Source organism: Aureimonas phyllosphaerae (genome assembly GCF_900113065.1).
Classification (GTDB): Bacteria; Pseudomonadota; Alphaproteobacteria; order Rhizobiales; family Rhizobiaceae; genus Aureimonas; species Aureimonas phyllosphaerae.
The window spans coordinates 220,826-245,264 of sequence record NZ_FOOA01000001.1 but is presented as its reverse complement, the minus strand read 5'-3'; the positions used below and the strand labels follow the sequence as shown (position 1 = coordinate 245,264).

At 67.7% G+C, this 24,439-nt stretch carries 20 protein-coding genes; 9 read left to right on the top strand and 11 right to left on the bottom strand.

The window, feature by feature from the left end; all coding sequences use genetic code 11:
- From BM175_RS01175 to BM175_RS01155, 5 genes are all read left to right on the top strand, one after another.
- A complete protein-coding gene (locus tag BM175_RS01175; protein WP_090958197.1) occupies positions 1-498 on the top strand; it encodes a cytochrome c-type biogenesis protein in 498 nt (165 codons plus the stop codon).
- Positions 499-620: 122 nt separating this feature from the next.
- Complete coding sequence (locus tag BM175_RS01170) at positions 621-2,138, top strand: Do family serine endopeptidase (protein WP_090958196.1); 1,518 nt, start codon at positions 621-623, stop codon at positions 2,136-2,138.
- Positions 2,139-2,215: 77 nt separating this feature from the next.
- The gene (locus tag BM175_RS01165; protein WP_425285251.1) at positions 2,216-2,929 is read left to right on the top strand and encodes a response regulator transcription factor; all 714 of its coding nucleotides are present in this window, start codon (positions 2,216-2,218) and stop codon (positions 2,927-2,929) included.
- Between the two features lie 42 nt (positions 2,930-2,971).
- Positions 2,972-4,372, top strand: a complete 1,401-nt coding sequence (locus tag BM175_RS01160) for a sensor histidine kinase (RefSeq protein WP_090959064.1) — start codon at positions 2,972-2,974, stop codon at positions 4,370-4,372.
- A complete protein-coding gene (locus tag BM175_RS01155; protein WP_090958193.1) occupies positions 4,350-7,313 on the top strand; it encodes a bifunctional [glutamine synthetase] adenylyltransferase/[glutamine synthetase]-adenylyl-L-tyrosine phosphorylase in 2,964 nt (987 codons plus the stop codon). The genes BM175_RS01160 and BM175_RS01155 overlap by 23 nt, the downstream gene beginning before the upstream one ends.
- Positions 7,314-7,319: 6 nt before the next feature.
- On the opposite strand, the gene BM175_RS01150 is transcribed toward BM175_RS01155, so the two are convergent.
- Both BM175_RS01150 and pepN read right to left on the bottom strand, forming a co-directional pair.
- Positions 7,320-9,611, bottom strand: coding sequence for a PAS domain-containing sensor histidine kinase (locus tag BM175_RS01150; RefSeq protein ID WP_244545818.1), 2,292 nt, complete (start codon positions 9,609-9,611; stop codon positions 7,320-7,322).
- Between the two features lie 280 nt (positions 9,612-9,891).
- On the bottom strand, positions 9,892-12,534 hold the full coding sequence (gene pepN, locus BM175_RS01145; protein ID WP_090958189.1) for an aminopeptidase N: 2,643 nt from the start codon (positions 12,532-12,534) through the stop codon (positions 9,892-9,894).
- A gap of 252 nt (positions 12,535-12,786) precedes the next feature.
- Here pepN and BM175_RS01140 point away from each other — a divergent pair, with 252 nt between their 5' ends.
- Positions 12,787-13,737 (top strand): DMT family transporter, encoded by a 951-nt coding sequence (locus tag BM175_RS01140; RefSeq protein WP_244545817.1) that lies wholly within the window; start codon positions 12,787-12,789, stop codon positions 13,735-13,737.
- Between the two features lie 59 nt (positions 13,738-13,796).
- Here the strand turns inward: BM175_RS01140 and BM175_RS01135 are convergent, their stop codons facing one another.
- Positions 13,797-14,132 carry a hypothetical protein gene (locus tag BM175_RS01135; RefSeq protein ID WP_090958187.1) on the bottom strand — a complete coding sequence of 112 codons (336 nt, stop codon included), beginning with the start codon at positions 14,130-14,132 and terminating at the stop codon, positions 13,797-13,799.
- Between the two features lie 117 nt (positions 14,133-14,249).
- Entirely contained in the window at positions 14,250-15,119 is an 870-nt protein-coding gene (locus BM175_RS01130; RefSeq protein WP_425285253.1) for a uracil-DNA glycosylase, read from the bottom strand.
- Between the two features lie 194 nt (positions 15,120-15,313).
- On the opposite strand from BM175_RS01130, the gene BM175_RS01125 reads away from it, so the two are divergent.
- Positions 15,314-16,942 carry an electron transfer flavoprotein-ubiquinone oxidoreductase gene (locus tag BM175_RS01125; protein ID WP_210283968.1) on the top strand — a complete coding sequence of 543 codons (1,629 nt, stop codon included), beginning with the start codon at positions 15,314-15,316 and terminating at the stop codon, positions 16,940-16,942.
- A gap of 19 nt (positions 16,943-16,961) precedes the next feature.
- On the opposite strand, the gene BM175_RS01120 is transcribed toward BM175_RS01125, so the two are convergent.
- Genes BM175_RS01120 through BM175_RS22615 form a run of 3 tightly spaced genes read right to left on the bottom strand, consistent with a single transcriptional unit; the run spans position 16,962 to position 19,645 of the window.
- Positions 16,962-17,912 (bottom strand): endonuclease/exonuclease/phosphatase family protein, encoded by a 951-nt coding sequence (locus BM175_RS01120; RefSeq protein ID WP_175526719.1) that lies wholly within the window; start codon positions 17,910-17,912, stop codon positions 16,962-16,964.
- Between the two features lie 45 nt (positions 17,913-17,957).
- A complete protein-coding gene (locus tag BM175_RS01115) occupies positions 17,958-19,457 on the bottom strand; it encodes an AMP nucleosidase (RefSeq protein WP_090958179.1) in 1,500 nt (499 codons plus the stop codon).
- Positions 19,458-19,495: 38 nt separating this feature from the next.
- On the bottom strand, positions 19,496-19,645 hold the full coding sequence (locus BM175_RS22615) for a hypothetical protein (RefSeq protein ID WP_175526718.1): 150 nt from the start codon (positions 19,643-19,645) through the stop codon (positions 19,496-19,498).
- Positions 19,646-19,830: 185 nt separating this feature from the next.
- Between BM175_RS22615 and BM175_RS01110 the strand changes: the two genes are divergently transcribed.
- Positions 19,831-20,538, top strand: coding sequence for a glutathione S-transferase family protein (locus tag BM175_RS01110; protein WP_090958177.1), 708 nt, complete (start codon positions 19,831-19,833; stop codon positions 20,536-20,538).
- 3 nt (positions 20,539-20,541) lie between these two features.
- Here the strand turns inward: BM175_RS01110 and BM175_RS01105 are convergent, their stop codons facing one another.
- The 3 genes from BM175_RS01105 to BM175_RS01095 form a co-directional block, all read right to left on the bottom strand.
- Positions 20,542-21,672 (bottom strand): acyltransferase family protein, encoded by a 1,131-nt coding sequence (locus BM175_RS01105; protein ID WP_090958175.1) that lies wholly within the window; start codon positions 21,670-21,672, stop codon positions 20,542-20,544.
- The gene (locus tag BM175_RS01100) at positions 21,672-22,022 is read right to left on the bottom strand and encodes a DUF2147 domain-containing protein (RefSeq protein WP_090958173.1); all 351 of its coding nucleotides are present in this window, start codon (positions 22,020-22,022) and stop codon (positions 21,672-21,674) included. The genes BM175_RS01105 and BM175_RS01100 overlap by 1 nt, the downstream gene beginning before the upstream one ends.
- Positions 22,023-22,210: 188 nt before the next feature.
- The gene (locus BM175_RS01095) at positions 22,211-22,555 is read right to left on the bottom strand and encodes a DUF2147 domain-containing protein (RefSeq protein ID WP_090958170.1); all 345 of its coding nucleotides are present in this window, start codon (positions 22,553-22,555) and stop codon (positions 22,211-22,213) included.
- A gap of 334 nt (positions 22,556-22,889) precedes the next feature.
- Here BM175_RS01095 and BM175_RS01090 point away from each other — a divergent pair, with 334 nt between their 5' ends.
- Entirely contained in the window at positions 22,890-23,162 is a 273-nt protein-coding gene (locus BM175_RS01090) for a hypothetical protein (RefSeq protein ID WP_090958168.1), read from the top strand.
- 10 nt (positions 23,163-23,172) lie between these two features.
- Here BM175_RS01090 and BM175_RS01085 read toward each other — a convergent pair whose 3' ends face one another.
- On the bottom strand, positions 23,173-24,270 hold the full coding sequence (locus tag BM175_RS01085) for a pyridoxal phosphate-dependent aminotransferase (protein WP_090958166.1): 1,098 nt from the start codon (positions 24,268-24,270) through the stop codon (positions 23,173-23,175).
- Between the last annotated feature and the right edge of the window lie 169 nt (positions 24,271-24,439).

Here is a 24,439-nt window from a genome sequence, read left to right as displayed (position 1 = left end):
ATGTCGCTGCGAACAGCCCTTCTCGCAGCGGTCGTCGCCGCAAGTGCCCTCACGGGCACGGCGGCGCTGGCCGTTCAGCCTGACGAGGTTTTGCCGGACGCCCGGCAGGAGCAGCGCGCCCGCGATCTTTCGGCGGGATTGCGCTGCATGGTCTGCCAGAACCAGTCGATCGACGATTCCGACGCGCCGCTTGCCCGCGACCTCCGGCTTCTGGTTCGCGAACGCATCACGAAGGGCGACAGTGACGAGGATGTCGTCGACTACCTCGTCTCGCGTTACGGCGACTTCGTGCTTCTGCGGCCCCGCCTGCGTTGGGATACTGTGCTCCTCTGGGGGACGCCCGTTCTCCTCCTCGCCATCGGGATGGTCGTGCTCCACTCATCGGGCAAGCGATCGAGCGAGCGACCCGGCACCGCCGGGCTGACGCCGGGCGAGGAGGCGCGTCTGTCGGAGATCACCGGCGAGGGAGCCGGCGCCTCCGAAGGCCGCCGGGCCTAGACCTTACGAAGCTTTCATCCCGACGAAAACTTGCCGTAACGTTGCGACCCCTACCTTCCGAGCATCGGATGGACCAAACGGCCCATCCCAGCGGATCGGGAATGGAAACGAGGGTCCTTCGAATGAACAAGAATCCCAACAAGACGACGCGTCGTTTCTCCACGGCGGTTCTGGCGGCGGGTGTCGCGGGCATGGTTCTGGCCGGTGGCGTCGTCACCAGCGTCGTGCCGAGCTTCGCCGAGCCGGTGTCGGTCCAGCCGACCGGTGTCAATCCGGGCTTTGCCGATGTGGTCGAGAAGGTCTCGCCCGCCGTCGTGTCGGTGCGCGTCAAGGAGCAGATCAAGCCGGCTAGCGACGACAGCAGCGATGCCGAGTCGCCCTTCGACAACCTGCCGCCGAACCATCCGCTTCGCCGCTTCTTCGAGTTCGGCAACCCCGGCATGCAGGGTTCGCCCGATGGCCGCCAGACGCCGCGCCGCAGCCCCCGCCAGGGCATGGCGCAGGGCTCCGGCTTCTTCATCTCGGACGACGGCTACCTCGTGACCAACAACCACGTCGTCGAGGGTGGCAGCGACTACACGGTCGTGCTCAACGACGGAACGGAGTTGAAGGCCGAGCTGATCGGCACCGACTCGCGCACCGACCTCGCGCTCCTCAAGGTCGAGGGCGGCAATCGCAAGTTCACCTACGTCGACTTCGCCGATGATTCGAAGGTCCGGGTCGGCGAATGGGTCGTCGCCGTCGGCAATCCGTTCGGCCTCGGCGGCTCGGTGACGGCCGGCATCGTCTCGGCTCGTGGCCGCGACATCGGCGCGGGTCCGTATGACGACTTCATCCAGATCGATGCGGCGGTGAACCGCGGCAATTCGGGCGGCCCGGCCTTCAACCTCGAGGGTCAGGTGATCGGCGTCAACACGGCGATCTTCTCGCCGTCCGGCGGCAGCGTCGGCATCGCCTTCGCCATCCCTGCCTCGACCGCCAAGACCGTCATCCAGTCCTTGCGCGAGAACGGCAACGTCCAGCGCGGCTGGCTGGGCGTCCAGATCGCGCCGGTCACGCAGGACATCGCCGAGGCGCTCGGCCTCAACGCGGAAGAGGGGGCGATCGTCACGCTGCCCGACACTGACACCCCGGCCGTCAAGGCGGGCATCCAGACGGGCGACGTCATCACGGCCGTCAACGGGCAGACCGTGAAGGGCCCGCGCGAACTGGCCCGCAAGGTCGCCGAGTACCGTCCGGGCACCACGATCGACGTGAAGGTCTGGCGCAACGGAGAGGTTCGCGACATCAAGGTCGAGCTCGGCAACCTGTCCAGCCTCGACGAGGCGTCCAACACCAGCGGCAACCGGAACGTGCCGGTCAACCCGTCCTCGCTGCGCGGCTACGGCCTGACGCTGACGCCGTCCGACCAGGGTGATGGCGTCGTCATTACCGAGGTCGACCCCGACTCGGAGGCCGCCAACCGCGGCGTCTCGGCCGGCGACACGATCGTGGCGGTGAACGGCAGCTCGGTGAAGTCGCAGCGTGAGGTCGAGGACGCCATCAAGAAGGCCTCGACGTCCGGCCGCAAGGCGGCGCTGTTCCAGCTGCGCAGCGGCGACCAGAACCGCTTCGTCGCCCTGCCGATCAGCGGAAGCTGAACCGCGACGGACCGGAAACAAACGGGGGGCGGCGGATGCCGCCCCCTTTCCGCTCGAAGTCTTGAAGGATAATGACGATGACGATGTCCGCGCCGTCCCCTAGATCGGATCACATGCGCATCCTCATCATCGAAGACGACCGGGAGGCCGCCTCCTACCTGATCAAGGCGCTGAAGGAGTCGGGACATGTCCCCGACCACGCGGCGGATGGGGAAACCGGCCTGCACATGGCCCTGACGCAGGCCTACGACGTTCTCGTGGTCGACAGGATGCTGCCGCACCGCGACGGCCTGTCCGTCGTCTCCAGCCTGCGCGAGAAGGGCAACGAGACCCCGATCCTGATCCTGTCGGCGATGGGGCAGGTCGACGACCGGGTCACGGGCCTGCGGGCCGGCGGCGACGACTACCTGCCCAAGCCCTATGCCTTTTCCGAACTCCTCGCCCGGATCGAGATTCTCGGCCGGCGCCGCGGCGCCAAGGACGTCGAGACGGTCTATCGCGTGGGCGATCTCGAACTCGACCGCCTGTCGCACGAGGTTCGTCGCGGCGGAAAGCCGATCACGCTGCAGCCGCGCGAGTTCCGGCTTCTCGAGTACCTAATGAAGCATGCGGGCCAGGTGGTGACGCGGACCATGCTGCTCGAGAACGTCTGGGACTACCACTTCGACCCCCAGACCAACGTCATCGACGTCCACATCTCGCGGCTGCGCTCCAAGATCGAACGCGAATTCGGCGAGCCGCTCCTACATACGGTTCGCGGGTCCGGATACATCATCCGCGCCGGGGACTGACGCCCCTTGCGCAGACCGACCATCCTGCGCATCCGCGAGCTGATGCGCGTCACGGCCGTCCGTCTGTCGGCCGTCTATCTCGCCCTCTTCGCGCTGTTTGCGGCGATCCTTCTCGTCTACGTGACGGAGACCGCGTCCTCGATCCTTCAGACGCAAAGCCAGGAGGCGATCGCGGACGAGATCGAGACGCTCGACCGGATCTACCAGAACACCGGCATCTCGGGGATCGTGCGCGCGATCGACCGACGCGCCCGCCAGCCGGGTGCGCCCCTCTATCTCGTCACCGACGGCACCGGCCTGATCCTCGCCGGCAACGTTCAGAGCCTGGAAGCCGGCGTTCTCGACGACGCGGGGTTCAAGACGACGCCGTTCCGCTACGCGCGCTTCACCGAGTCGGAGAAGGACCGCTACCACATGGCGGTCGCCGAGGTCGTGCAACTGCCGAACGGGATGCGGCTCCTCGTCGGCCGCGACCAGACCGATCAGGAGCGGATCCGGCTGGTCGTGCGCAATGCCCTGATCCTTGCGCTTCTCCTGATGAGTTTCGGCGCGCTGCTTGCCTGGTTCCTTGTCGGGCGCACTGCGCTCCATCGGCTGGACCGCATGTCGGCGGCCACCGCGCGGATCATGGCGGGCGACCTGACGGAGCGGCTTCCCGTCACCGGGACCGGGGACGAGTTCGACCGCTTGTCGGAAAAGCTCAACGTGCTTCTCGCGCGGATCGCCCTCCTGCAGGAAGGGTTGCGGCAGGTCTCCGACAACATCGCCCACGACCTGAAGACGCCGCTGACGCGCCTTCGCAATCGGGTCGAGGCGGCACTTGGCGACGAGACGCCCGAGCGCAGCGGCCGACAGGCGATGGAGGCGGTGCTGGCCGAAGCGGACGGGATGATCCGCACGTTCGACGCCCTCCTGATGATCAGCCGCGTGGAGGCAGGGTCGCATCCCGCTCTCAAGAGCGAGCACGACCTTTCGTCGATCGTCGCCGATGTCGCCGAACTCTACGAACCATTGGCGGAGGACGCTGGCGGACGGCTCCTCGTCGACGCCCCGGAGCCGGTCGTCGCACCGGTCAGCCGCGAGCTGATCTCGCAGGCGGTCTCCAACCTCCTCGACAACGCGTTGAAATACGGACTGTCCGACCGGCCACTGGAAATTCGCGTCGCGGTGGCCCGACGCGGCGACGCATGCCTCGTTTCGGTGGCGGACAACGGTCACGGCATACCGGCCGACAAGCGCGATCGCGTGCTCGAGCGCTTCTACCGGCTGGACGAGAGCCGCACCAAGCCGGGTTCGGGCCTCGGTCTGTCGCTGGTTCAGGCGATCGCCTCAATTCATGGCGGAACGCTGGCGCTTGACGACGCGGAGCCCGGCCTCAAAGTCACGCTGGAGATACCGATGGAAAGGGTGGTTCCGGCGCATGACGGACTTCGCGGGCCTTAAGTTGCGGATCGGGGGGACGGCCGACCTTCATGCGCTGAGCGACGCGGAAGCTGCTCGCCGCCGCGATGATCTGGCGTCCAGCGCGCGTGCCGCCGACCTCGACCGGCTGGCCGCATGGTTGGACGTCGACGGCGTGGGCGACCGCGACCGGCTCGTCGCCGCGCTATCGCTCTCACCGCATCTCGCCTCGATCGCCGAGCGCCGCCCCGACTGGATCGACCAGCTGTTCGACATCGAGGCCGGCGACCGCGTCCGCGCCATCATCGAGGCACTGGGTCACCACGTTCCCGATGGCGCCACGGAAGCTGCCGAGATGACGCGCCTTCGCGAGGCCAAGGCGGAAGCCTCGCTGCTGATCGCGCTGCGTGACCTCTTCGGCGCCGCCGGCCCGGAAACGACCACCGCCGATCTCTCGGACCTCGCGGAGGCGGCGATTCGGCGCGCGCTTCGCTTTGCTCTCGCCGATCTTCACCGCCGCGGGCAGCTCGACCTTCCCGATCCGGCGCATCCCGAGACCGGCTGCGGACTGACGATCCTCGGCATGGGCAAGCTCGGGGGGCGCGAGCTGAACTATTCCAGCGACATCGACATTATCCTATTCTTCGAACCTGAAGCGCCTGCGATCCGCGACCCGACGGAAAGCGTCGAGATGTTCTCGCGCCTTGGTCGCAGGCTCGTGCGGATGATCGGCGAGCGCACCCGCGACGGCTACGTGTTCCGCACCGACCTGCGCCTGCGGCCCGATCCGTCCGCGATGCCGCTGGCCATTCCGATTCCCTCCGCCCTCATCTATTACGAAGGCGCTGGGCGCGACTGGGAACGGGCGGCGATGATCAAGGCCCGCCCGGTGGCCGGCGATCCAGCGGTGGGCGAGGCCTTCCTGCGCGAGATCGCCCCCTTCGTCTGGCGCCGCTACCTCGACTTCGTCGCCATCGCCGACATTCAGGCGATGAAGGCCAAGATCGACCGGCACCGCGGCTTCGAGGGCGTGGCGACGGCGGGTCACAACGTCAAGCTCGGGCAGGGCGGCATCCGCGAGGTCGAGTTCTTCGCGCAGGCGCAGCAACTGATCGCGGGCGGACGGCTGCCCGCGCTTCGAACGCGCCGCACCGACGAGGCGCTGGCGCGGCTTGCGGCGAAGGGCTGGGTGGCGCCCGCGATCTCGACGGAGCTGACCGGAGCCTACTGGTTCCTGCGCCGCGTCGAGCACGCGATCCAGATGGTGGCGGACGAGCAGAGCCACACGCTGCCGACCGCACCGGACGATCTCCTGCGCATCGCGCGCCTCTGCAACTTCGGCAAACTCGACGCCTTCGAGGCCGCGCTCCGTGACCGTCTGGAACGGGTCCAGGCGAGGTTTGCGGCGCTCTTCTCCGAGGGACGAGCCACGCGCGCCGACGAAGGCGTGCTCGACGGCCTTCTGGAGGATGGCGCGGACGCCGCGGCCCTCAAGCGCCTGAGCGATCTCGGCTACAACCGCCCGGCCGATATCGGGCGGATCGTCCACCGCTGGGGCTCGGCCCGTTACCGGGCGATGCGCTCGGAGGCGGCGCGCGAGCAGTTCGTCGCCGTCCTGCCGTCACTGCTCCGGGCCTTCTCGGGCGGCAGCGATCCCGACACGGCGCTGGCCGCTTTCGACCGGTTCCTGGAGGGCCTGCCGTCCGGGTTGCAGTTCTTCGCGCTGATCGCGTCGAACCCGAAGCTTCTCGAACTCCTCGCCGAAATCATCACCTCATCGCCCCGGCTTGCCGATACGATCGCACGCCGGCCGCACGTCTTCGACGCCCTTCTCGATCCCGCCTTCTTCCGCGAACTTCCGACGCGCGAACTGATCCGCGAGCGGCTGTCGGCCTTCCTCGGGGACGCACGCTTCTTCGAGGAACGGCTCGACCGTCTGCGCATCTTCGCCGCCGAGCAGCGCTTCCTCGTCGGTGTCCGGCTCCTGTCCGGTGTGCTGGAGGGCGAGGTTGCGGGCACGGCCTTTTCCGATCTGGCGGAGGCCGTGCTGGGCGAGGTGCTGACGGCGGTTGCGGACGAGTTCATCCGCGCACACGGGCGCATCGCCGGCGGGCGCATCGCCGTCATGGGTCTCGGTCGCCTCGGCTCACGCGAACTGACCGCCAATTCCGACATCGACCTGATGCTGCTCTACGACCACGATCCGGCGGCGGAGATGTCGGACGGTGCGCGCCCGCTTCCCTTTTCGACCTACTATGCCCGCCTGACGCAGCGACTGATCTCGGCCCTGACCTCGCCGACCGCCGAGGGCGTTCTCTACGAGGTGGACTTCCGTCTCCGCCCATCCGGCAACAAGGGACCGCTCGCAACGCCGATCGAGGCGTTTCGCAAGTATCAGGCCGAAGCCTGGACATGGGAGCGCATGGCGCTCACGCGCTCGCGCCCGATTGCGGGCGATGCCGAACTCTGTGCCGAGATCGGCGAGGCGGTCCGCGAGGCGATCGTCGCCCACCGCGGCGATCCGCTTCTGACGGACGACGTCGCCGACATGCGCGCGCGCCTCGACGTCCAGAAGCCGCCGCGCGGGGCGCTCGACCTCAAGCGCATTCCCGGAGGTCTCACCGATCTCGAGTTCCTCGCCCAGTGGGGCATCCTGACGGGCCGGGTGTCGCTCGATCTCGTGGGGGCGCCGACGGCGAGCGTCCTCGCGGCGTTCCGAACTGCGGCGCCCGACGACGAGACCGGTTTCGACGATCTGCCGGGCATCATGCTGGAGATGACACGGATCATGCAGATCCTGCGCCTCGGCGGCGACAAGGCGCTGCGGATGACGGACCTGCCGGGACCGCTGGCCGACCGGATCGCCACCGCGCTCGATCTTGCCGACCGCACCGGCATCGAGCCCGAGATCGCAAGGCGAGCGGCCGAAGTGCGGGAGGTCTTTTCTCGGACGATCCCCTACCGGGGCGATCTCGGCGCCTGAAGAGCCTCAGGCGGCGCGGGAGAGAAGCGCCGCCTGCTCGGCCGAAGCGCTCGCGCAGTCGGGGCAGGGCAGGCGGAAGCTGACGGCGGTCCCGCGCCCGGGGCGGGAGGTGATCGACATCGTGCCGCCCTGCAGTTCGATCAGCGAGCGCGCGATGGCAAGGCCAAGGCCGGTGCCCTTGTGGGTGCGCGTCAACTCGTTCTCGACCTGCTCGAACGGCTTGCCGAGGCTTTTGAGCGACTCGCGCGGAATGCCGATGCCGTTGTCGACGATGGTGATGACGGCGTGGGCGCCGCGCAGTCGGGTGCGCACGCGCACGTCGCCGCCGGGCGCGGTGAACTTCACCGCGTTGGCGAGGAGGTTGAGGAGGATCTGCTTCGTCGCTCGGCGGTCGCCGCTCAGCGGCAGGACGTCCGGCATCTCGACGCCGATCGTGAGCGCCTTGGCATTGGCGGGCACCCCGACGATCCGCACCGCCTCGGCGAGGATCGCCGGCAGGTCGATCGCCTCGTTGGCGAGAGCCAGCCGGCCCGCCTCGATCTTCGACATGTCGAGGATGTCGTTGATCAGCTTCAGGAGGTAGTGGCCACTCTGGTGGATGTCAGAGGCGTATTCGGTATACTTGCCGTTGCCGATCGGGCCGAAGCTCTCCTCGCGCATGATCTCCGAGAAGCCGATGATGGCGTTGAGCGGCGTACGCAGTTCGTGGCTCATGTTGGCGAGGAACGTCGTCTTCGCCTGGTTCGCGCTCTCGGCGCGCTCCTTCTCGATCATGTAGTTGCGGTTGAGCTCGGCAAGCTGTCGCGCCTTGGCCTCGGCGTCGCGGCGGGCTGTGGACAGGTCGTTGATCGTCGCCATCAGGCGGCGCTCGGAGTCCGACAGGCGCTCCTGATGGACCTTCAGCTGCGTCACGTCGGTGCCGATCGACACGTGGCTGCCGTCGCCGGTGACGCGCTCGGACACCTGCAGCCAGCGCCCGTCCGCCAGCAGCGTCTCGGTCGCGCGCTCGCCGTAGACGAAGCTCGGGCTGGTCAGCTTGCGCTCCTCGATCGGGCGGCGGGCCTTGGCGCGCACCGCCTCGAACGGGGTGCCCGGGCGCACGTCCTGGTCCGTCAGGCCGAAGACCTCCTGGTACTTGGTGTTGCAGAGGACAAGCCGGTGGTCGGCATCCCACAGGACGAAGGTCTCGGAGATGTTCTCGACCGCGTTCTGGAGGCGGAGGTTCGCCTCGTCCGTCATGCGGGCGAGGATGTGGTTCTCGCTGATGTCGACCGCGACGCCGATCAGGTGGATGTCGTTGTCGGGGTTGCGGACGATCTCGGCGCGGGCGCGCAGCCAAAGATACTGTCCGTCGACATGGCGCATCCGGAACGAGCGCTCGATGTTGCCGACGCTGCCCGAGGCGATCTGGCGAGCGAACTCGAAGAAGGAGCCGTCGTCGGGATGCAGGAGGTTCGAGACCTCCGCGAAGGATAGGACCCCGTCGCGCGGCGGCAGGCCGAGCATCTCGTACATCGAGCGCGACCAGAACATGCGCCCACGCGACAGGTCCCAGTCCCACAGGCCGCAGCGGCCGCGGGATAGGGCGGTTTCGACCCGGTGATGCTGCTCGCCGAGCAGGCGGTCGGCCGCCACCGCATGGGTCGCCTGGCGGAAGTAGGCGACGAGGATGGCGAGAAGCACCAGGGCTGTCACGCAGAACAGCGTCACGTTGAGGGAGACGGATTTGCGCCAGTCGGCGAAGATATGCGCCTCCTCGCGGATGAGGACGACGCTGCCGAGCGGCCCGGACAGAAGCGCAGCCGACGCCATCGCGTCCTCGCCGCCCCACGTCACCTCCATGACGCCCGCGCGCTCGCCGAATACGAGAAGCGGCTGGCCGCCGTCAACCAGCGAGCCGATGTCGGCGCCGAGTTTGCCTTCGTGGCCGGGCGTCGTGGCGACGACACGGCCGTCCTTGTCGGCGATCATCGCGATGAGGCCCTTGGCCTTCGAGGATACGGGCAGGGCGCTGTTGACGAGGATCTGCGCGCGGGTCGCCGCGTCGTCGGTGCGCGAATCCAGCGCCGCGTCCTCGGCCCGCAGAAGGCTGGCGGTGATGCGAAGATCCTCGCTGGCGCGCTCTTCCATGGCGTCTCGCTCCTCGATCAGCGCCGCCAGAAGCACGACGGCGATCACCATGAGGAAGCCGATGACGAAGACCGGGATGGCCCGTCGCAGGATGGGTTCGAGTTCGGCGATCCGATCCAGCCCCGGCTGGGGAATGCGGCGCCGGATGCGCTGCAGGAGGGTCGTCAATCTCTCCGTGGCAAGGGATGAGTCATCCCGTGCCGGAGCGCTTGTCGCGTCCGAACCCATCAATCCCATCCCTCGTCGCCGCATGCGACCCGGGCGCCGCAAGCCCGAATCCGAGCGTTAATGAATCAGACGGGGACTCGCTTGTCCAGAACCGCGGAGCGAGCGAGGGGAGCGGATGCAATCCCGATTTCTGATTGTTGCACGGGATCAACAGGGGTTATCCGCAGCTTTCGCAGACTGTGGTTAACAAACCATTTCCGCGAAACTTTTCATCCCCTCGTCACGAGAGCGTGCGGTCGAGGATGTCGCGAAGGTCCCGCGACAGCTCGGGCCGGCTCGCCAGGGCCGACAGCGCCGCGCGCGCCTGCTCCTGCCGGACGGGCTCGAAGGAGCGCCAGGACCGGAAGGCGGTGGCCAGCCGCGCGGCGGTCTGCGGGTTGAGCCGGTCGAGCTCGCCGAGCCGCTCCGCCGTCCAGCGGTAGCCGGCGCCGTCCTTCTGATGGAAAACGCGCGGATTGCCGGTCGCGAACCCGCCGATCAGGGCCCGCGCGCGGTTGGGATTGGCCATGGAGAACTTCGGATGGGCGGCGAGGTCCCGGACTGTGTCGAGCGTCGCATCGGACGGCACCGTCGCGCGGAGCGTGAACCACTTGTCGAGGACAAGCGGGTCGTGCGCGTAGTCGGCGTAGAAGCGATCGAGCGCCTCGCTCGCCTCCGGCGTCTCGGCGAAGCGGTGGGCGAGGATGGTGGCGGCCGCCATCCGATCCGTCATGTTGTCAGCCGCGCGGAACGCCTCGGCGGCGAGGGCCGGCGTGCCGTCGGCCGCGCTGAGGTACATCAGAAGCGCGTTCGACAGGGCGCGGCGTCCGGCGCTCGCCGCGTCGGGGCTGAAGTTCCCGCTCGAACGCTCCAGCCCGTCGCGCACCCGGCGGAAGGTCTCGGCGCCGGCGGTCGCAACCGCGCCGATCGCCCCCTCGCGCGCCTGATGGATCGCTTCCGGGTCGACGTTCGAGCCGACCAGCCGTGCGATCTCCGCCTCGCCGGGAAGCGCGATCATCAGCGCCCGCAGCGCCGGCTCGAGCCGCTCCTCGGCGGCGCACGCGACGACGGCTTCGATCAGGCGCGGATCGAGTGCCGGGCGGCCCGCCCCCGCCATCGAGGCCGCCCGCAGGGCCTCGCCAACGAGATCGGTCAGCGCGCGCCAGCGTCCGAAGCCGTTGGGGTCGAGGCGGGCGAGGACAAGACGGTCCTCGTAGGCCTGTTCGTGGCGCAGCGTGACCGGCGCGGAGAAGTCGCGCAGGATCGACACGCGCGGACGCTCGGCAAGTTCGGAGAACACGACCTCGGCTTCCGCGGTGACGAGATGGATCACGTCGCCCTCGACCTCGGCCGTCCCCGCCGTCGGTTCGGCCGCGAGATCCGTGCCGTCGGGCCCGACCAGTCCGAAGCGAACCGGAATGTGCATCGGCTCGATGCCCGTGCCGGCAGCGCCGCGCGCCAGGCTCTGGCGCAGCGACAGGGTCAGCCGTCCCGCCTCGAAATGCTCGGTGACGTAAAGCTCCGGCGTGCCGGCCTGATCGTACCAGAGCGCGAACTGCGAGAGATCGGTGCCGGTCGCCTCCGCGAAGCAGGTGAGAAAGTCCTCGATCGTCGCGGCGTCGCCGTCGTGGCGGGCGAAGTACAGGTCCATCCCGGCGCGAAAGCCCGCCTCACCGAGGATCGTCGCCAGCATCCGGACGAGTTCCGAGCCCTTCTCGTAGACCGTCGCCGTATAGAAGTTGTTGATCTCGCGATACTGGCGCGGCCGGACGGGGTGCTGGAGCGGACCTTGGTCCTCCGGGAACTGCTGTGCCTTCAGTCCATGCACCGAGCCGATGCGCTTGACGGTGCGCGAGCGCTCGTCGGCGCTGAACTCCTGATCGCGATAGACGGTGAGCCCTTCCTTCAGGCAGAGCTGGAACCAGTCGCGGCAGGTGATGCGGTTGCCGGTCCAGTTGTGAAAGTACTCATGGGCGATCACGGTCTCGACGCCCGCATAGTCGCCGTCCGTCGCCGTGTCCGGCGCCAGAAGCACATACTTGTGGTTGAAGACGTTGAGACCCTTGTTCTCCATCGCCCCCATGTTGAAGTCGGAGATTGCCACGATGTTGAAGACGTCGAGATCGTATTCCCGGCCGAAGCGCCGCTCGTCCCAGACCATCGAACGTTTCAGCGCGTCCATCGCATAAGCGGCGCGGTCGGCGAGGCCGGGCTCCGTGTAGATCGCCAGATCGACGTCGCGCCCGCTCTGCGTTTCGAACGTATCGGTCAGGACGTCGAGCCGACCCGCGACGAGGGCGAAGAGGTAGGAGGGCTTGGGATGCGGGTCGTCCCACACGGCATAGTGCCGGCCGCCATCGAGATCGCCATGTTCGCCGGGATTGCCGTTCGACAGGAGGATCGGTGCTGCCTCGCGATCCGCTTCGATGCGCACGCGGTAGGTGGCGAGAACGTCGGGCCGGTCGAGGAAATAGGTGATGCGGCGGAAACCTTCCGCCTCGCACTGGGTGCACCACACGCCGTTCGAGCGGTAGAGCCCCATCAGCTCCGTGTTGGTCTCCGGCGTCAGCCGCGTCGCGATCCTAAGGGTGAAGGGTCCGGAAGGCGGCAGGTCGCGGATCGTCAGCCGGTCCGGCGTCGCCTCGAAGCGCTCGGCCCCGATCGCCACCCCGTTGCAATCGAGGGCGATGAGCGTCAGCGCGTCGCCGTCGAGCACCAGCGGCTCGGCGGCGTCCGTGTCCGGAGCCCGCTCCATCTCCATCACCGTCTCGACATCGGTGTGACCATCGTTCAGCGAGAAACGCATGTCGACGTGGCGGATGCGGAACGCGGGCGGACGATAGTCCGAAAGGCGGATCACCTGTCCGTCGTCGGTGCGCTGCATGGCTCGGGCCTTTCCCATCTCGATCCGACGGGGATAGTCGCCATGCCGGCGCTTGCCAACGGGAAACCGCGTTCACGCCCCGGTGCCCTTCGTCGCGAAAGGTGAGGCGCGGCTGAGGTTTCCGCCCTCGACCGCGGAAGGCCGCCGTCCTAAGAGTGCCCCGCTGCCATCCTGCGCGAAGGGAATGGCGGCGCCCGCCCCGCCTGTGGCGCCGAAGGCCGCGCCCGCTCCAGCTAGAGCCGAACAGCCGCCATGAATGCCCCGATCCACCACGCGCCCGCTCTCAAGCCCATGGTGGGCATCGGCCTGAAGGTGGTCTCGGTCACCGTCTTCGTGGGGATGCAGACCTCGCTGAAGGCGCTCGGTACCGACATTCCAGCCGGGCAACTCGTCTTCTTCCGCTCCTTCTTCGCGATGGTGCCGGTTCTCGCCTATCTCTGCTGGCTCGGCACCCTGCGGACGGCCTTCCACACGCGCGACATCGGCGGGCATTTCCTGCGCGGCGCGATCGGAGTGACGTCCATGGCGCTCGGCTTCTACGCGATCGGCCGACTGCCGTATCCGGAGTGGATCACGATCTCCTACGCCTCGCCGCTCCTGACCGTCGTCTTTGCAGCGATCATCCTGCGCGAGCAGGTGGGGCGCTTCCGCTGGACCGCGGTTCTCGTCGGCCTGTGCGGGATCGTGGTGGTGATCGCCCCGAACCTCTCGCTCGACCCCGGCACCCTGTCGAACGAGGAGCGGCTCGGCATGCTGGCCTCGCTCGCGGGGGCGGCCTTCGCGGCGGTCGCGATGATCCAGGTCCGTCGTCTGGTGCGCACCGAGCCGACGACGACGATCGTGGTCTATTTCTCGCTGTGCTCGAGCGTCATCGCGCTGGCGAGCCTTCCGTTCGGCTGGGTTTGGCCGACCCCGTGGCAGGCGACGCTCCTCGTTCTGGCAGGCATCTTCGGCGGCGTCGGTCAGCTCCTGCTGACGGCCTGCTACCGCTATGCCGAAGCGTCCACCATCGCGCCGTTCGAGTACACGTCCATGCTGATGGCGGTCGTCATCGGGGCGACGCTGTTCGATGAGGTCGCCAGCCCGACGACGCTGATCGGTGCGACGATCGTCGTGTCGGCAGGCGTCTTCATTATCCTTCGTGAGCACAGGCTCGGCCTCGAGCGCCGCCGCGCGCGCAGCGCATCGCCGCCGCAGACATGAAGAAGGGGCGTGGACCCCTGAATGATCCGCGCCCCCTTTGCGTTCAAGGCAACCGAACGTCAGTACCCGAAGTACCAGTTCTTGCTGTCCTTGTGATAGTTGTAGAAAGCGGACCCCGACCCCGGAATGCCGAAGCTGGACGGCTCCGCATTCTCCGGCTGCTGGGTTGCCGACCGGCCATAGCTCTGCCGGTTCGGGGCGCCAAAGGTCGCGCTGTCAGCGGAGCGTACGCCCTGCTTGCGCTGCTGGTCCCACATCTTCTCCTGCCGGTCGTGCTGGTAACGAACGGCCTTCTCCTGACCCGTCATGACATGCTTGGTCTGCTGGGCCATCGCCGAGCCTGCAAAGCCCGTGGTGGCGATCAGGGCGGCCGCGATCATGGCTGTGGTCTTCATGATCGAAACTCCTCATCGTTGACTGGCGCCGGTTGCTCCCTTCGGCAACCGGCTTCACCGGTGGTTCGCCTCCTAAACGCACGGCACACGCCCGGGTTTCACGAAAAAAGATAAGCGTCACATATTATTTGGATCGACCGTTGAAGCCTCCACCAGCCTCTCGCGCAACGTCTGCAGGTCGCGCCATGCCAGACGCTTCTGCATCGGCTGGCGCAGGAGGAAGGCCGGATGGAGGATCGGCAGGACCGGCAGTTCCAACCCGCCGGGGGTCGTCAAGCTTAGCCAGCGTCCGCGCAGCCGGGTGATCCCTTCGTCGGTGCGAAGCAATGCGCGGACGGACGACGAGCCGACCGACACAACGACCCGCGGTCGCACGAGTTCGATATGGCGCAGCGTGAACGGCAGGCAGGCCTCTGTCTCCGCGGGTGTCGGAGCGCGGTTGCCAGGCGGGCGCCAGGGGACCGTATTGGTGACCCGTACCGCGTCCCGTTCGATTCCGATCGTCGCGAGCATTCGGTTGAGAAGCTGGCCCGACTTGCCGACAAACGGCTCGCCCGCGAGATCCTCGTCGCGCCCCGGCGCCTCGCCGACGAACATGACGTCCGCATCTTCGGCGCCGTTGCCGAAGACTAAGTTCTTGGCTGTCTGACGAAGTCCGCAGCCGGTGAAGGCCGCCAGCATCTCGCGCAGTTCGGCGAGCGTCTGGGCCTGTCCTGCCTGATCGCGCGCATCCGCCACCGAACTCGCATCGGCGTCGGGCGCGATCGGAGCGGGGCGGGCGGTGACCGCAGGACGTGTCGCCGAGGCGGGGGGCTGCGCCGGCTTCGGTTTTGCCTCCGCCGCGGGGCTCCGCCGCCGCGCGGCCTCCGCCTCGGTCTCCGCGAAGCGGTCGCGCGGCGCCTCGCCGACGAAGGTCGAGATGCCGGCCTGTTCGTACCAGGCCAGCACGGCACGCCATTCGTCCAAGGGGGGTGTCGCGTCGGTTATAGACATGCCGCAGCATACCGGCGATCCGATGGAAACGCACGCATTCGTCAGCGCCGATGACGTTTACGTAAGAATGTCGCGTGTCGCTTCGGGGAAAAGTCCTGTATGAGCGGCCACAACCATTTGGACCTGTTCCAGACTCGATCCGAGGGAGGACGTTGCCCGTGTCAGAGACAGCCGCCGAACGCGAGTCGATGGAGTTCGACGTTGTGATCGTGGGGGCGGGCCCGGCGGGCCTGTCGGCCGCGATCCGTCTGAAGCAGGTCAACCCCGACCTGTCCGTCGTCGTCCTGGAGAAGGGCTCCGAGGTCGGCGCGCATATCCTGTCCGGCTGCGTGCTCGACCCGTCCTCGCTCGACAAGCTCCTGCCCGAATGGCGTTCTGAAGAGACGCCGATCCGCCAGCGCGTGACGGCCGACAAGTTCTACGTCTACGGCCCCCACGGCTCGGTGCGCCTGCCGAATTTCGGCCTGCCGAAGCTGATGGACAACCACGACAACTACGTCGTCTCGCTCGGCCTCGTCTGCAAATGGCTGGCCGAGAAGGCCGAAGCGCTCGGCGTCGAGATCTATCCGGGCTTTGCCGCCAGCGAGATCCTGTTCGACGAGGCCGGGGCCGTGCGGGGCGTTGCGACCGGCGACATGGGGATCGAGCGTTCGGGCGAGCCGGGGCCGAACTACCAGCCCGGCATGGAGCTGATCGGCAAGTACGTGCTGATCGGCGAAGGTGTTCGTGGCTCGCTCGCCAAGGAACTGATCGCCCGCTTCGATCTGGCGAAAGAGGCAGACGCGCCGAAGTTCGGCATCGGCATCAAGGAACTCTGGCAAATCGATCCGGCCAAGGCGAAGCCCGGCCTGATCCAGCACTCGTTCGGCTGGCCGCTCGACATGAAGACCGGCGGCGGCTCGTTCCTCTACCACCTCGAGAACAACCAGGTTTACGTCGGCTTCGTCGTGCACCTGAACTACGCGAATCCCTATCTGAACCCGTTCGAGGAGTTCCAGCGCTTCAAGACGCACCCGGACATCGCCGACCTCCTAGAGGGGGGCAAGCGCCTGTCCTACGGCGCGCGGGCGATCTCGGAGGGCGGTTACCAGTCGGTGCCGAAGCTCGTCTTCCCGGGCGGCGCGCTCCTCGGCTGCTCGGCCGGCTTCGTCAATGTGCCGCGCATCAAGGGCGTGCACAACGCGATCTCCAGCGGAATGCAGGCGGCCGAGGCGGCCGCCGATGCGATCGCCTCGGGCCGTGCGCAGGACGAGCTTGCACCCTACGAGGCCGGCTGGCGCGCCTCGCCGATCGGGCGCGACCTCTTCCGCGTGCGCAACGTCAAGCCGCTCTGGTCGAAATACGGCACCGCACTCGGCATCGTCGCCGGTGGCCTCGACATGTGGGCGCACCAGCTCATCGGCCGTTCGCTGTTCGGCACGCTGAAGCACGGCAAGACCGACGCGGCATCGACTGAACCGGCCGCCAAGCACAAGCCGATCGCCTATCCGAAGCCCGACGGCGTGCTGACCTTCGACAAGACGTCGTCGGTCTTCCTGTCCAACACCAACCACGAGGAGGACCAGCCGGTCCATCTCAAGGTGAAAGACATGCACCTGCAGAAGGCGTCCGAGCACGACGTCTATGCCGGCCTGTCGCAGCGCTACTGCCCGGCGGGCGTCTACGAGTGGATCGAGGAGGGCGCGGACGCACCGCGCTACCAGATCAACGCGCAGAATTGCGTCCACTGCAAGACGTGCGACATCAAGGACCCGAACGGCAACATCACCTGGGTGCCGCCGCAGGGCGCCGAAGGGCCGGTCTACGGCACGATGTGAAGCGGGTTCGCGCCCGGCGTCAGCGCGCGACGACCGCGGTCGTCTCGCCGTCGGCTTCGGGCGCGACCGAGAAGCGGACCAGCACGGGAAGGTGGTCGGAGGCGGTTGCCGCCGGCCGCTCCACGCTGTGGATCGTCACCGCCGGCGAGGCGAGGAGATTGTCGATCCCGAGCCCGACGAGGCGCGCAGCCTCGGTCGGCATGCCCTCCAGCATCCAGGTCGGGCCGATGCCGCGAACGACGCGCGTGTTCGTCGTCTTCGCATAGGTGTCGAGGAAAGCGCTCCAGCCAGCGGCGTTGAAATCGCCCGCCAGAATCAGCGGCGCGGGCAGGGCGGCGAGCATATCGCGCGCGCTGTCGAAGCGCCCCCACTGGCTGCGCGGCCAAGGCCAGAGCTGGTGGTGCGAGGCGATGGTGACGGCCGTGCCGTTGAGATCGATGCGCGCGGCGGCCAGCGAATCGCCGACGTCGCAGATCGGCGTCGAGCCCTCCACGAAGGGGCGACGCGACAGGATCGCGGAGTCGCCGTGGAAGCCATCGGCCTCGAGGCATACCGCCTGATAGGGATAGCTGTCGCCAAGCGGCGCGAGCGCCTCGCGCCAGTCGCCGGTCAGCTCCTGCACCGTGATGATGTCCGGCCGCGTCTCGGCGATGCGTCGGATCGCCTTCGCCCGGTCGCCGGCGTTCCACAGGAGGTTCATCTGCAGAAGCGTGTAGACCGGCGTCCCATCTTCGGAGACGGGACGCATCGGCAGGACGTAAGGGGCGACGCTTGCCAGCGAGACGCCCGCCACGACGAGGCCGACCACGCTGCCGACCCAGTGCCCGAGGAAGAGGCCGAGGATCGAGAGGGCGAGGAGCGCGACCGCGGCATGGGCGCGGAAGTGCGAGAACGTGTCGAGCGGACGCGCGAAGCTGCCGAGGAAGCCGAGTACCAGAAACAGCGCGGCGCCGAAAAGAAGGACGTTCACCACGCGGTGCCACCGAGCTCTTGTCATGATGCGAGCGACCGGCGCCTACTGGAACGCCGACTCGAAGAAGGACCGCAGCTTTCGCGAATGGAGGCGCTCGACCGGCATGTCGGCAAGGCTCTGCATCGCGCGGATGCCGATCTGTAGATGCTGCGCCACCTGCCGCTTGTAAAATTCGGTCGCCATGCCGGGCAGCTTCAGTTCGCCGTGCAGCGGCTTGTCGGACACGCAGAGAAGCGTTCCGTAGGGCACGCGCAGGCGATAGCCGTTGGCCGCGATCGTCGCAGATTCCATGTCGAGCGCGACGGCGCGCGACTTCGACAGGCGCTCCACCGGCTCGGTCTGGTCGCGCAGCTCCCAGTTGCGGTTGTCGATCGTGGCGACCGTGCCGGTGCGCATGATGCGCTTGAGATCGTAGCCCTCGAGGCCCGTCACGTCGGCGACGGCCTGTTCCAACGCGACCTGCACCTCGGCGAGCGGCGGGATCGGCACCCAGGCGGGCAGGTCGGCGTCCAGCACGTGGTCCTCGCGGACATAGGCGTGCGCGAGCACATAGTCGCCGAGCGCCTGCGTGTTGCGAAGGCCGGCGCAGTGCCCGAGCATCAGCCAGGCGTGAGGTCGCAGCACCGCGACGTGGTCGGTGATGGTCTTGGCGTTCGACGGCCCGACGCCGATATTGATCATGGTGATGCCGTTGGAGCCCGGCCGCGTCAGGTGGTAGGCGGGCATCTGCGGCATGCGCTGGGGCGCGAAGCCGCGCTCCGGCTCGGGGGCGCCCGCCAGCGTGACCACGTTGCCCGGCTCGACGAAGCTCTCGTAGCCGTGGCCGCCGTCCTCCATCAGCGATCGCGCCATGGCGCAGAATTCATCGACATAGAACTGGTAGTTCGTGAAGAGCACGAAGTTCTGGAAGTGCTGCGGGCTCGTCGCGGTGTAGTGCGTGAGGCGCAGGAGCGAATAGTCCACGCGCTGCGCCGTGAAGGGTGCGAGCGGCAGAGGCTCGCCGGGCATCGGCACGTAGTTGCCGTTGACGATGCGGTCGTCGGTCGCTTCGAGGTCGGGCACGTCGAAGATGTCGCGCAGCGGCTTGTCGAGGCGTTCGGCCCGCGCCCCATCGACATAGGTTCCTTCCGGGAGGGCGAAGTGCAGCGGGATCGGCGTCTTCGACAGGCCGACCTCGATCGGCTGGCCGTGATTCTTCAGAAGCTGCTCGAACTGCTGCACGAGATAGTCGCCGAAGAGCTCCGGCCGGGTGATCGTGGTGGCGTAATGGCCGGGGCCCGGCACGAAGCCGAAGGAGAGGCGCGAATCGACCCTGGCGTGGCCCGCCGTGCGGATCGCGACCTGCGGATAGAAGGCCCGGTATCGACGCGACGTGTCGCTGGTTTCCAGCACCTCGTCGAAGCTCTCGCACAGGAACTCGACCGAGGCGGCGTAGATGCGCCGCAGCTCCTCGACCGCGGCCTCGGCATCAAGGAACGCCTTCGCCGCGATCGGCGGCGGCGTCAGGGGTTCGTGGGCGGGCTGCGCGAAACGGTCGGTCATGGCCCTTTCTAGCGGAGGACCGTGACAGGCGAAATGGGTCAGCGAACGCAGACCGCGCCCTGGTCGTAGCAACCCTGGCTGACGGTCGCGACCGGGCTGTGCGCGGCGCGATCGCGCTCCACCAGTGTCGAGAAGCTGACCGCGAAGAGGGCGAGCAGCGAGGTGACGACGGACAGGCGGACGATCATGGCACTCTCCCGTGAATCTGCGATGCGCGATCATTGCGTGCCCAAGCTGAATTCGGGCTGGCGTCACCGTTCAGCGGGCGTTCACGCAGTGTCTGTGCGTCCCGCGCTCGCCAAGCGGCCGCGTCCGCCCCACCTGATGCGACGACGCGCGAGGTTCGGCGTCGACGAGACAGTCTGGAGGCCGCATGGTCGAGCAAACGAAGCCCATCGAACTGCATTACTGGCCGACGCCGAACGGCTGGAAGGTGTCGATTCTCCTCGAGGAACTCGGCGTCCCCTACGATCTGAAGCTCGTGAACATCGGCGCGGGCGACCAGTTCAAGCCGGAGTTCCTGGCGATCGCGCCCAACAACCGGATGCCGGCGATCGTCGATCCCGAGGGCCCGGGCGGCCAGCCGATCTCTGTCTTCGAGTCGGGCGCGATCCTCCAGTACCTCGCGCGCAAGTTCGGCCGCTTCTATCCGACCGACGAGCGCAAGCGCGTGGCCGTGGACGAGTGGCTGTTCTGGCAGGTCGGGGGACTCGGGCCGATGGCGGGGCAGGCGCATCACTTCCGCCAGTACGCGCCGGAGAAGATCGCCTACGGCATCGACCGATACACCAACGAGGTCAACCGCTTGTACGGCGTCATGAACAAGCGGCTTCAGGACCGCGAGTTCGTGGCGGACGAGTATTCGATCGCCGACATGGCCTGCGTCGGCTGGATCGTCCCGCACAAGAACCAGGGGCAGGACCTCGACGACTTCCCCAACCTGAAGCGCTGGTTCGAGACCCTGAACGCCCGTCCGGCGGTCGAAAAGGGGCTGGCCGTCGGCAAGGAGGAGCGCGAGCGTCTGAACCTCGCGCAGGACAAGAACGCCCAGAGCGTCCTCTTCGGTCAGCGCGCGCGCTGACCCTTAGTTCTTGAACAGGAAGATCACGGCGACGATCGCGTAGACGCCGACATAGATCCACGCCCAGCGGCGGAAGCTCTCGGGCGTGGATCGATCCGACCGCTTGCGCAGCCACGCGTAGAGACGCAGGTCCAGCATGCCGAGCGGGATGGCGAGAAGAAGCGCCCCCACGACCGCCACTGTCCAGGCCGCCGCTCCGGTGAAGGGCAGGTGGTTGTAGGTGAACGAGATCACCGGCATGTGGCAGAGGTAGAGCGCGTAGCTCCAGTCCCCGAGCTTGGTCGCCACGCGCTGGGGCACCGAGTCGTCGGCGCTGCGTGCCTCGAACGAGATCGCGAGCCCGACGAGGATCACCGCCGAAACGCCGGCAAGAAGGCGGCCCATGCCGACCGAATCCGTGCCGGGGATGGCGATGGCGGCCGCGACGGCGAGGCCGGCGAGCGCCGGATGAAAGACGTTGCGGCGCACGAGCCACGGGATCAGCAGCCCGCCCGCGAAGGCGGCCGTCGCCGACATGAAGGGAAGTTCGGTGACGTAGACGGCGATCTGCGCCTGATTGTCCGGGCTGACCAGCGTGCCGCCGACCGACAGCGCGAGCGCCAGAAGGGCGATCGCCTCCAGCCGGCGGGCCAGACCCGCTGCGGCGACGAGGAAGAGCGCCACGTAGAAGGCCAGCTCGAACACGAGCGTCCATTCCACCATCAGCCGATAATTGCCGTTCTGCCCGATCGCGATGAGCGACAGCGCCCGCATGTCGAGACCCGGATTGTTCCAGAACACGAAGGGCAGGGCGACCGAGGCGATCAGGAAGATCGGATAGATCCGCAGAATGCGGTGGATCAGGAAGTTCGGCGCCGGCGTGGTCTTCAAGATATCGGCCATAAGCGCGCCGGAGATCGCAAAGAAGATGGCGACGCCGAGGATGCCAAAGCGGTGGTTGAAGATGTCGGCGAAGCGGTCGTCGCCGAGCACGGCGCCGAGATGGCCGGACGCGTGGTAGAAGACGACGAAGAGTGCCGCGACCGCGCGCAGCCACTGGACGTTGCGATTGCGTGAGCGCCGCTGGAAGACCGGCTCGTGAACGGCCTCGACGCCGTCCGCCGTCTTTGCGCGAACCTGCGACGCGGCGGACATCAGCCGGCCCCTCCGACGCGGGTCCAGACCTGCGACCGGCAGAAGACCTTGGCGACGCACCCGGTCAACGTCAGCTTGTCGCCGGCGATCTCGACGCGGCCCTCGTAGCTCTTGTCGCTGCTCGGATCGACCACCGTGCCGGTGTAGCGCCCCCCGCTACCGGTGACCGTCCCGGCCGTCTTTCCCTTGTAGGCGCCCGTGCGGACGGTCGAGCAGAAGCTCCCGCCGCAGGGGCGATAGTCCACTGTCTCGCCGTTCGACAGGCGCCAGGTGCCGACGATGGCGTCGGCGGCAAGGGCAGGCCACGCGGCGGTGGCGATCACGGCCGCCAGGGCGAGCGGATACAGCATGGGTGGGCTCCGGAATTGACCGGGGCGAGCGATCCCCCGAAAGGGATCACCCCGTCAAGTGCGCCGACGCAACCGTCGGCCGCCCATGCCTCGCCGTACGGCCTGGAGCCCGTTCGGAAAGTCCCCGGCGGCGGATGGGCGACGGAAAGCACTGCCGAGCCGACCTGGCGGTTTCTTCGGACGGGTTCTCAGAGGCGGGTCAGCGACTGCGAGCGGCAGATGAGCCCGCCAAGCACGCAGCCGGAGACCGACAGCGTGTCGCCCGTCAGCTTGCCCTTGCCGGAATACTCCTTGCCGCCCTTGGTGTAGTCAGTGACCGTGCCCTGATAGGCGCCGCCGCCGGACGGGGTCATCTTGCCGAACGTCTTGCCCTTGTTCGGGCCGTTCACGTAGGTCAGACAGAAGCCGTCGCCGCAGGACGCGATGCGCGCGTCGTTGCCGGACGGCATGCGCCAGGTGCCCTCGATCGGGTCCGCCATCGCCGCGCCCGTGGTCGCCGCCAAGGCGAGCATCGTCACCGCCAAACGTCTCATCGCATCCTCCCGTGCCGCCCCCGTCTTGAGCGCGGGATAGGCGGTTGACGCTAACGTAAATGGAAACGTCAAGACCGCCAAGAGGCGAGAGGCGGAACGCGATCCGCGATCATGCTGAACGGATCGCCACCCGGCATCGTGAAGCAACGGTGAAGCGAATCAAGAGAAGTCCGGCAATGCAGGGGTTTGCCGAGGCGAGCGCCCAAGACTTTCCAAAGGTTGAATCCTGCATTCAACTTGAATTAGCCAAGCCTTTTAAGCGCCGGTTCAAAGGACGCTGCCAATCTCGATGAAGGCACCCGAGGGGGCGCGACGGGAAGAGGGAACGAGAGACATGGCACGCTTCGAACTTCTGGACGGCGATTTCGGCACCGCGCTCGGCGTTGCGGCCCCGATGGGTGAGACGCTCTTCGCGATGGGCCTGCGCTATGCTTCGGGCCGCGACGGCGAGACCGACATCGTGTCGGCCCACATGTACTTCAACCTCGCCGACCAGATGGGCGCCGAAGAGGCCAGCGTGCACCGTCAGGACGTCGCGGCGATGATGACCAAGGCCGAGATCGGACGCGCGCTTCGCCTCGCCCGCGAGTGGCTCGCCCGCAACTGACGCCGGCCCGTCAATCCGATGCGTCCGCCAGCGAGGCCGTCAGGGCCGCCGCGAACCGGTCGAGTTCATCGTCCCGGCCCACCGTCACGCGGATCATGCGATCGAGCGGCGCGACACCCGGCATGCGGATGAAGACCTGACGATCGAGAATGCCTTCGAGGACGCGCCGCGCATGGGCGCCGTCCCGACCGCAGTCGATCGCCACGAAATTGGTCGCCGAGGGCAGGGGGCGAAGACCCGCCGAGGAGGCGATCTGCCCGAGCCGGTCGCGCGCCCGAACGATGCGCGCCACGACGTCCGACAGATACGCCTGGTCCTCCAGCGCCGCGACGGCGCCGCCCTGAGCCATGCGCGACACGCCGAAATGATTGCGCACCTTGTGGAAGTGCGCGACCGTCTCCGCCGCGCCGAACACATAGGCCACCCGCACGCCCGCCATGCCGTAGGCCTTCGAGAAGGTCCGGAAGCGCAGGACGTTGGGTCGCAACTCGTCCGCCGCCGGCAGGGCCGAAGCCGGTGCGAGATCGCTGTAGGCCTCATCGAGAACGAGAAGCGTGCCCTCCGGCACCGCGTCCATCAGGCGTCGCACCGCGTCCGCCTCGTGCCAGCTGCCGGTCGGGTTGTCCGGATTGGCGAAGTAGACGAGCTTCGGTCGGACCGCCTGCATCCGCTCGATCAGCGCGTCGATGTCCTCGCGGTCGTCGCGGTAGGGCACGAAGTCGAGCACGCCGCCGTGGCCGGTCACATGGTAGTTGAAGGTCGGATAGGCGCCGTGCGAGGTCACCACCGCGTCGCCGGGCTCCAGCACGATCTGCGTGAGAAGGCCGAACAGGCCGTCGATGCCCTCGCCGACCACCACCTCCTCGAACCGGATGCCCAGATGATCGGCGATCGCCGAGCGCAGCGCATGATGCTCGGGATCGCCATAGGCCCAGCTGTCGCGCGCCGCCCGGCTCATCGCCTCGACGACCTTTGGCGAAGGACCGAAGACGCTTTCGTTGGCGCCGAGCCGCGCCAGGAACGGGCGCCCGAGCCGACGTTCCAGCGCCTCCGGGCCGACGAAGGGGATCGTGGTTGGCAGGGCCAGGGTGCGGGCGTTGAACGGCATGGCTTCACTCGCGGAACGGCAACCCAGCCGTTCTAATCGCTGCCGCACCACTTGCCCAGAGCGCGTCCGCTCCACGCCAAACCCGTTGATAAGCTTGGCGGCCCGGCGTTTTCTCCTTGAAACGCCGCGTGCGTCTTCCCACGCTCCGGGCATGACATCCTGCAGCCCC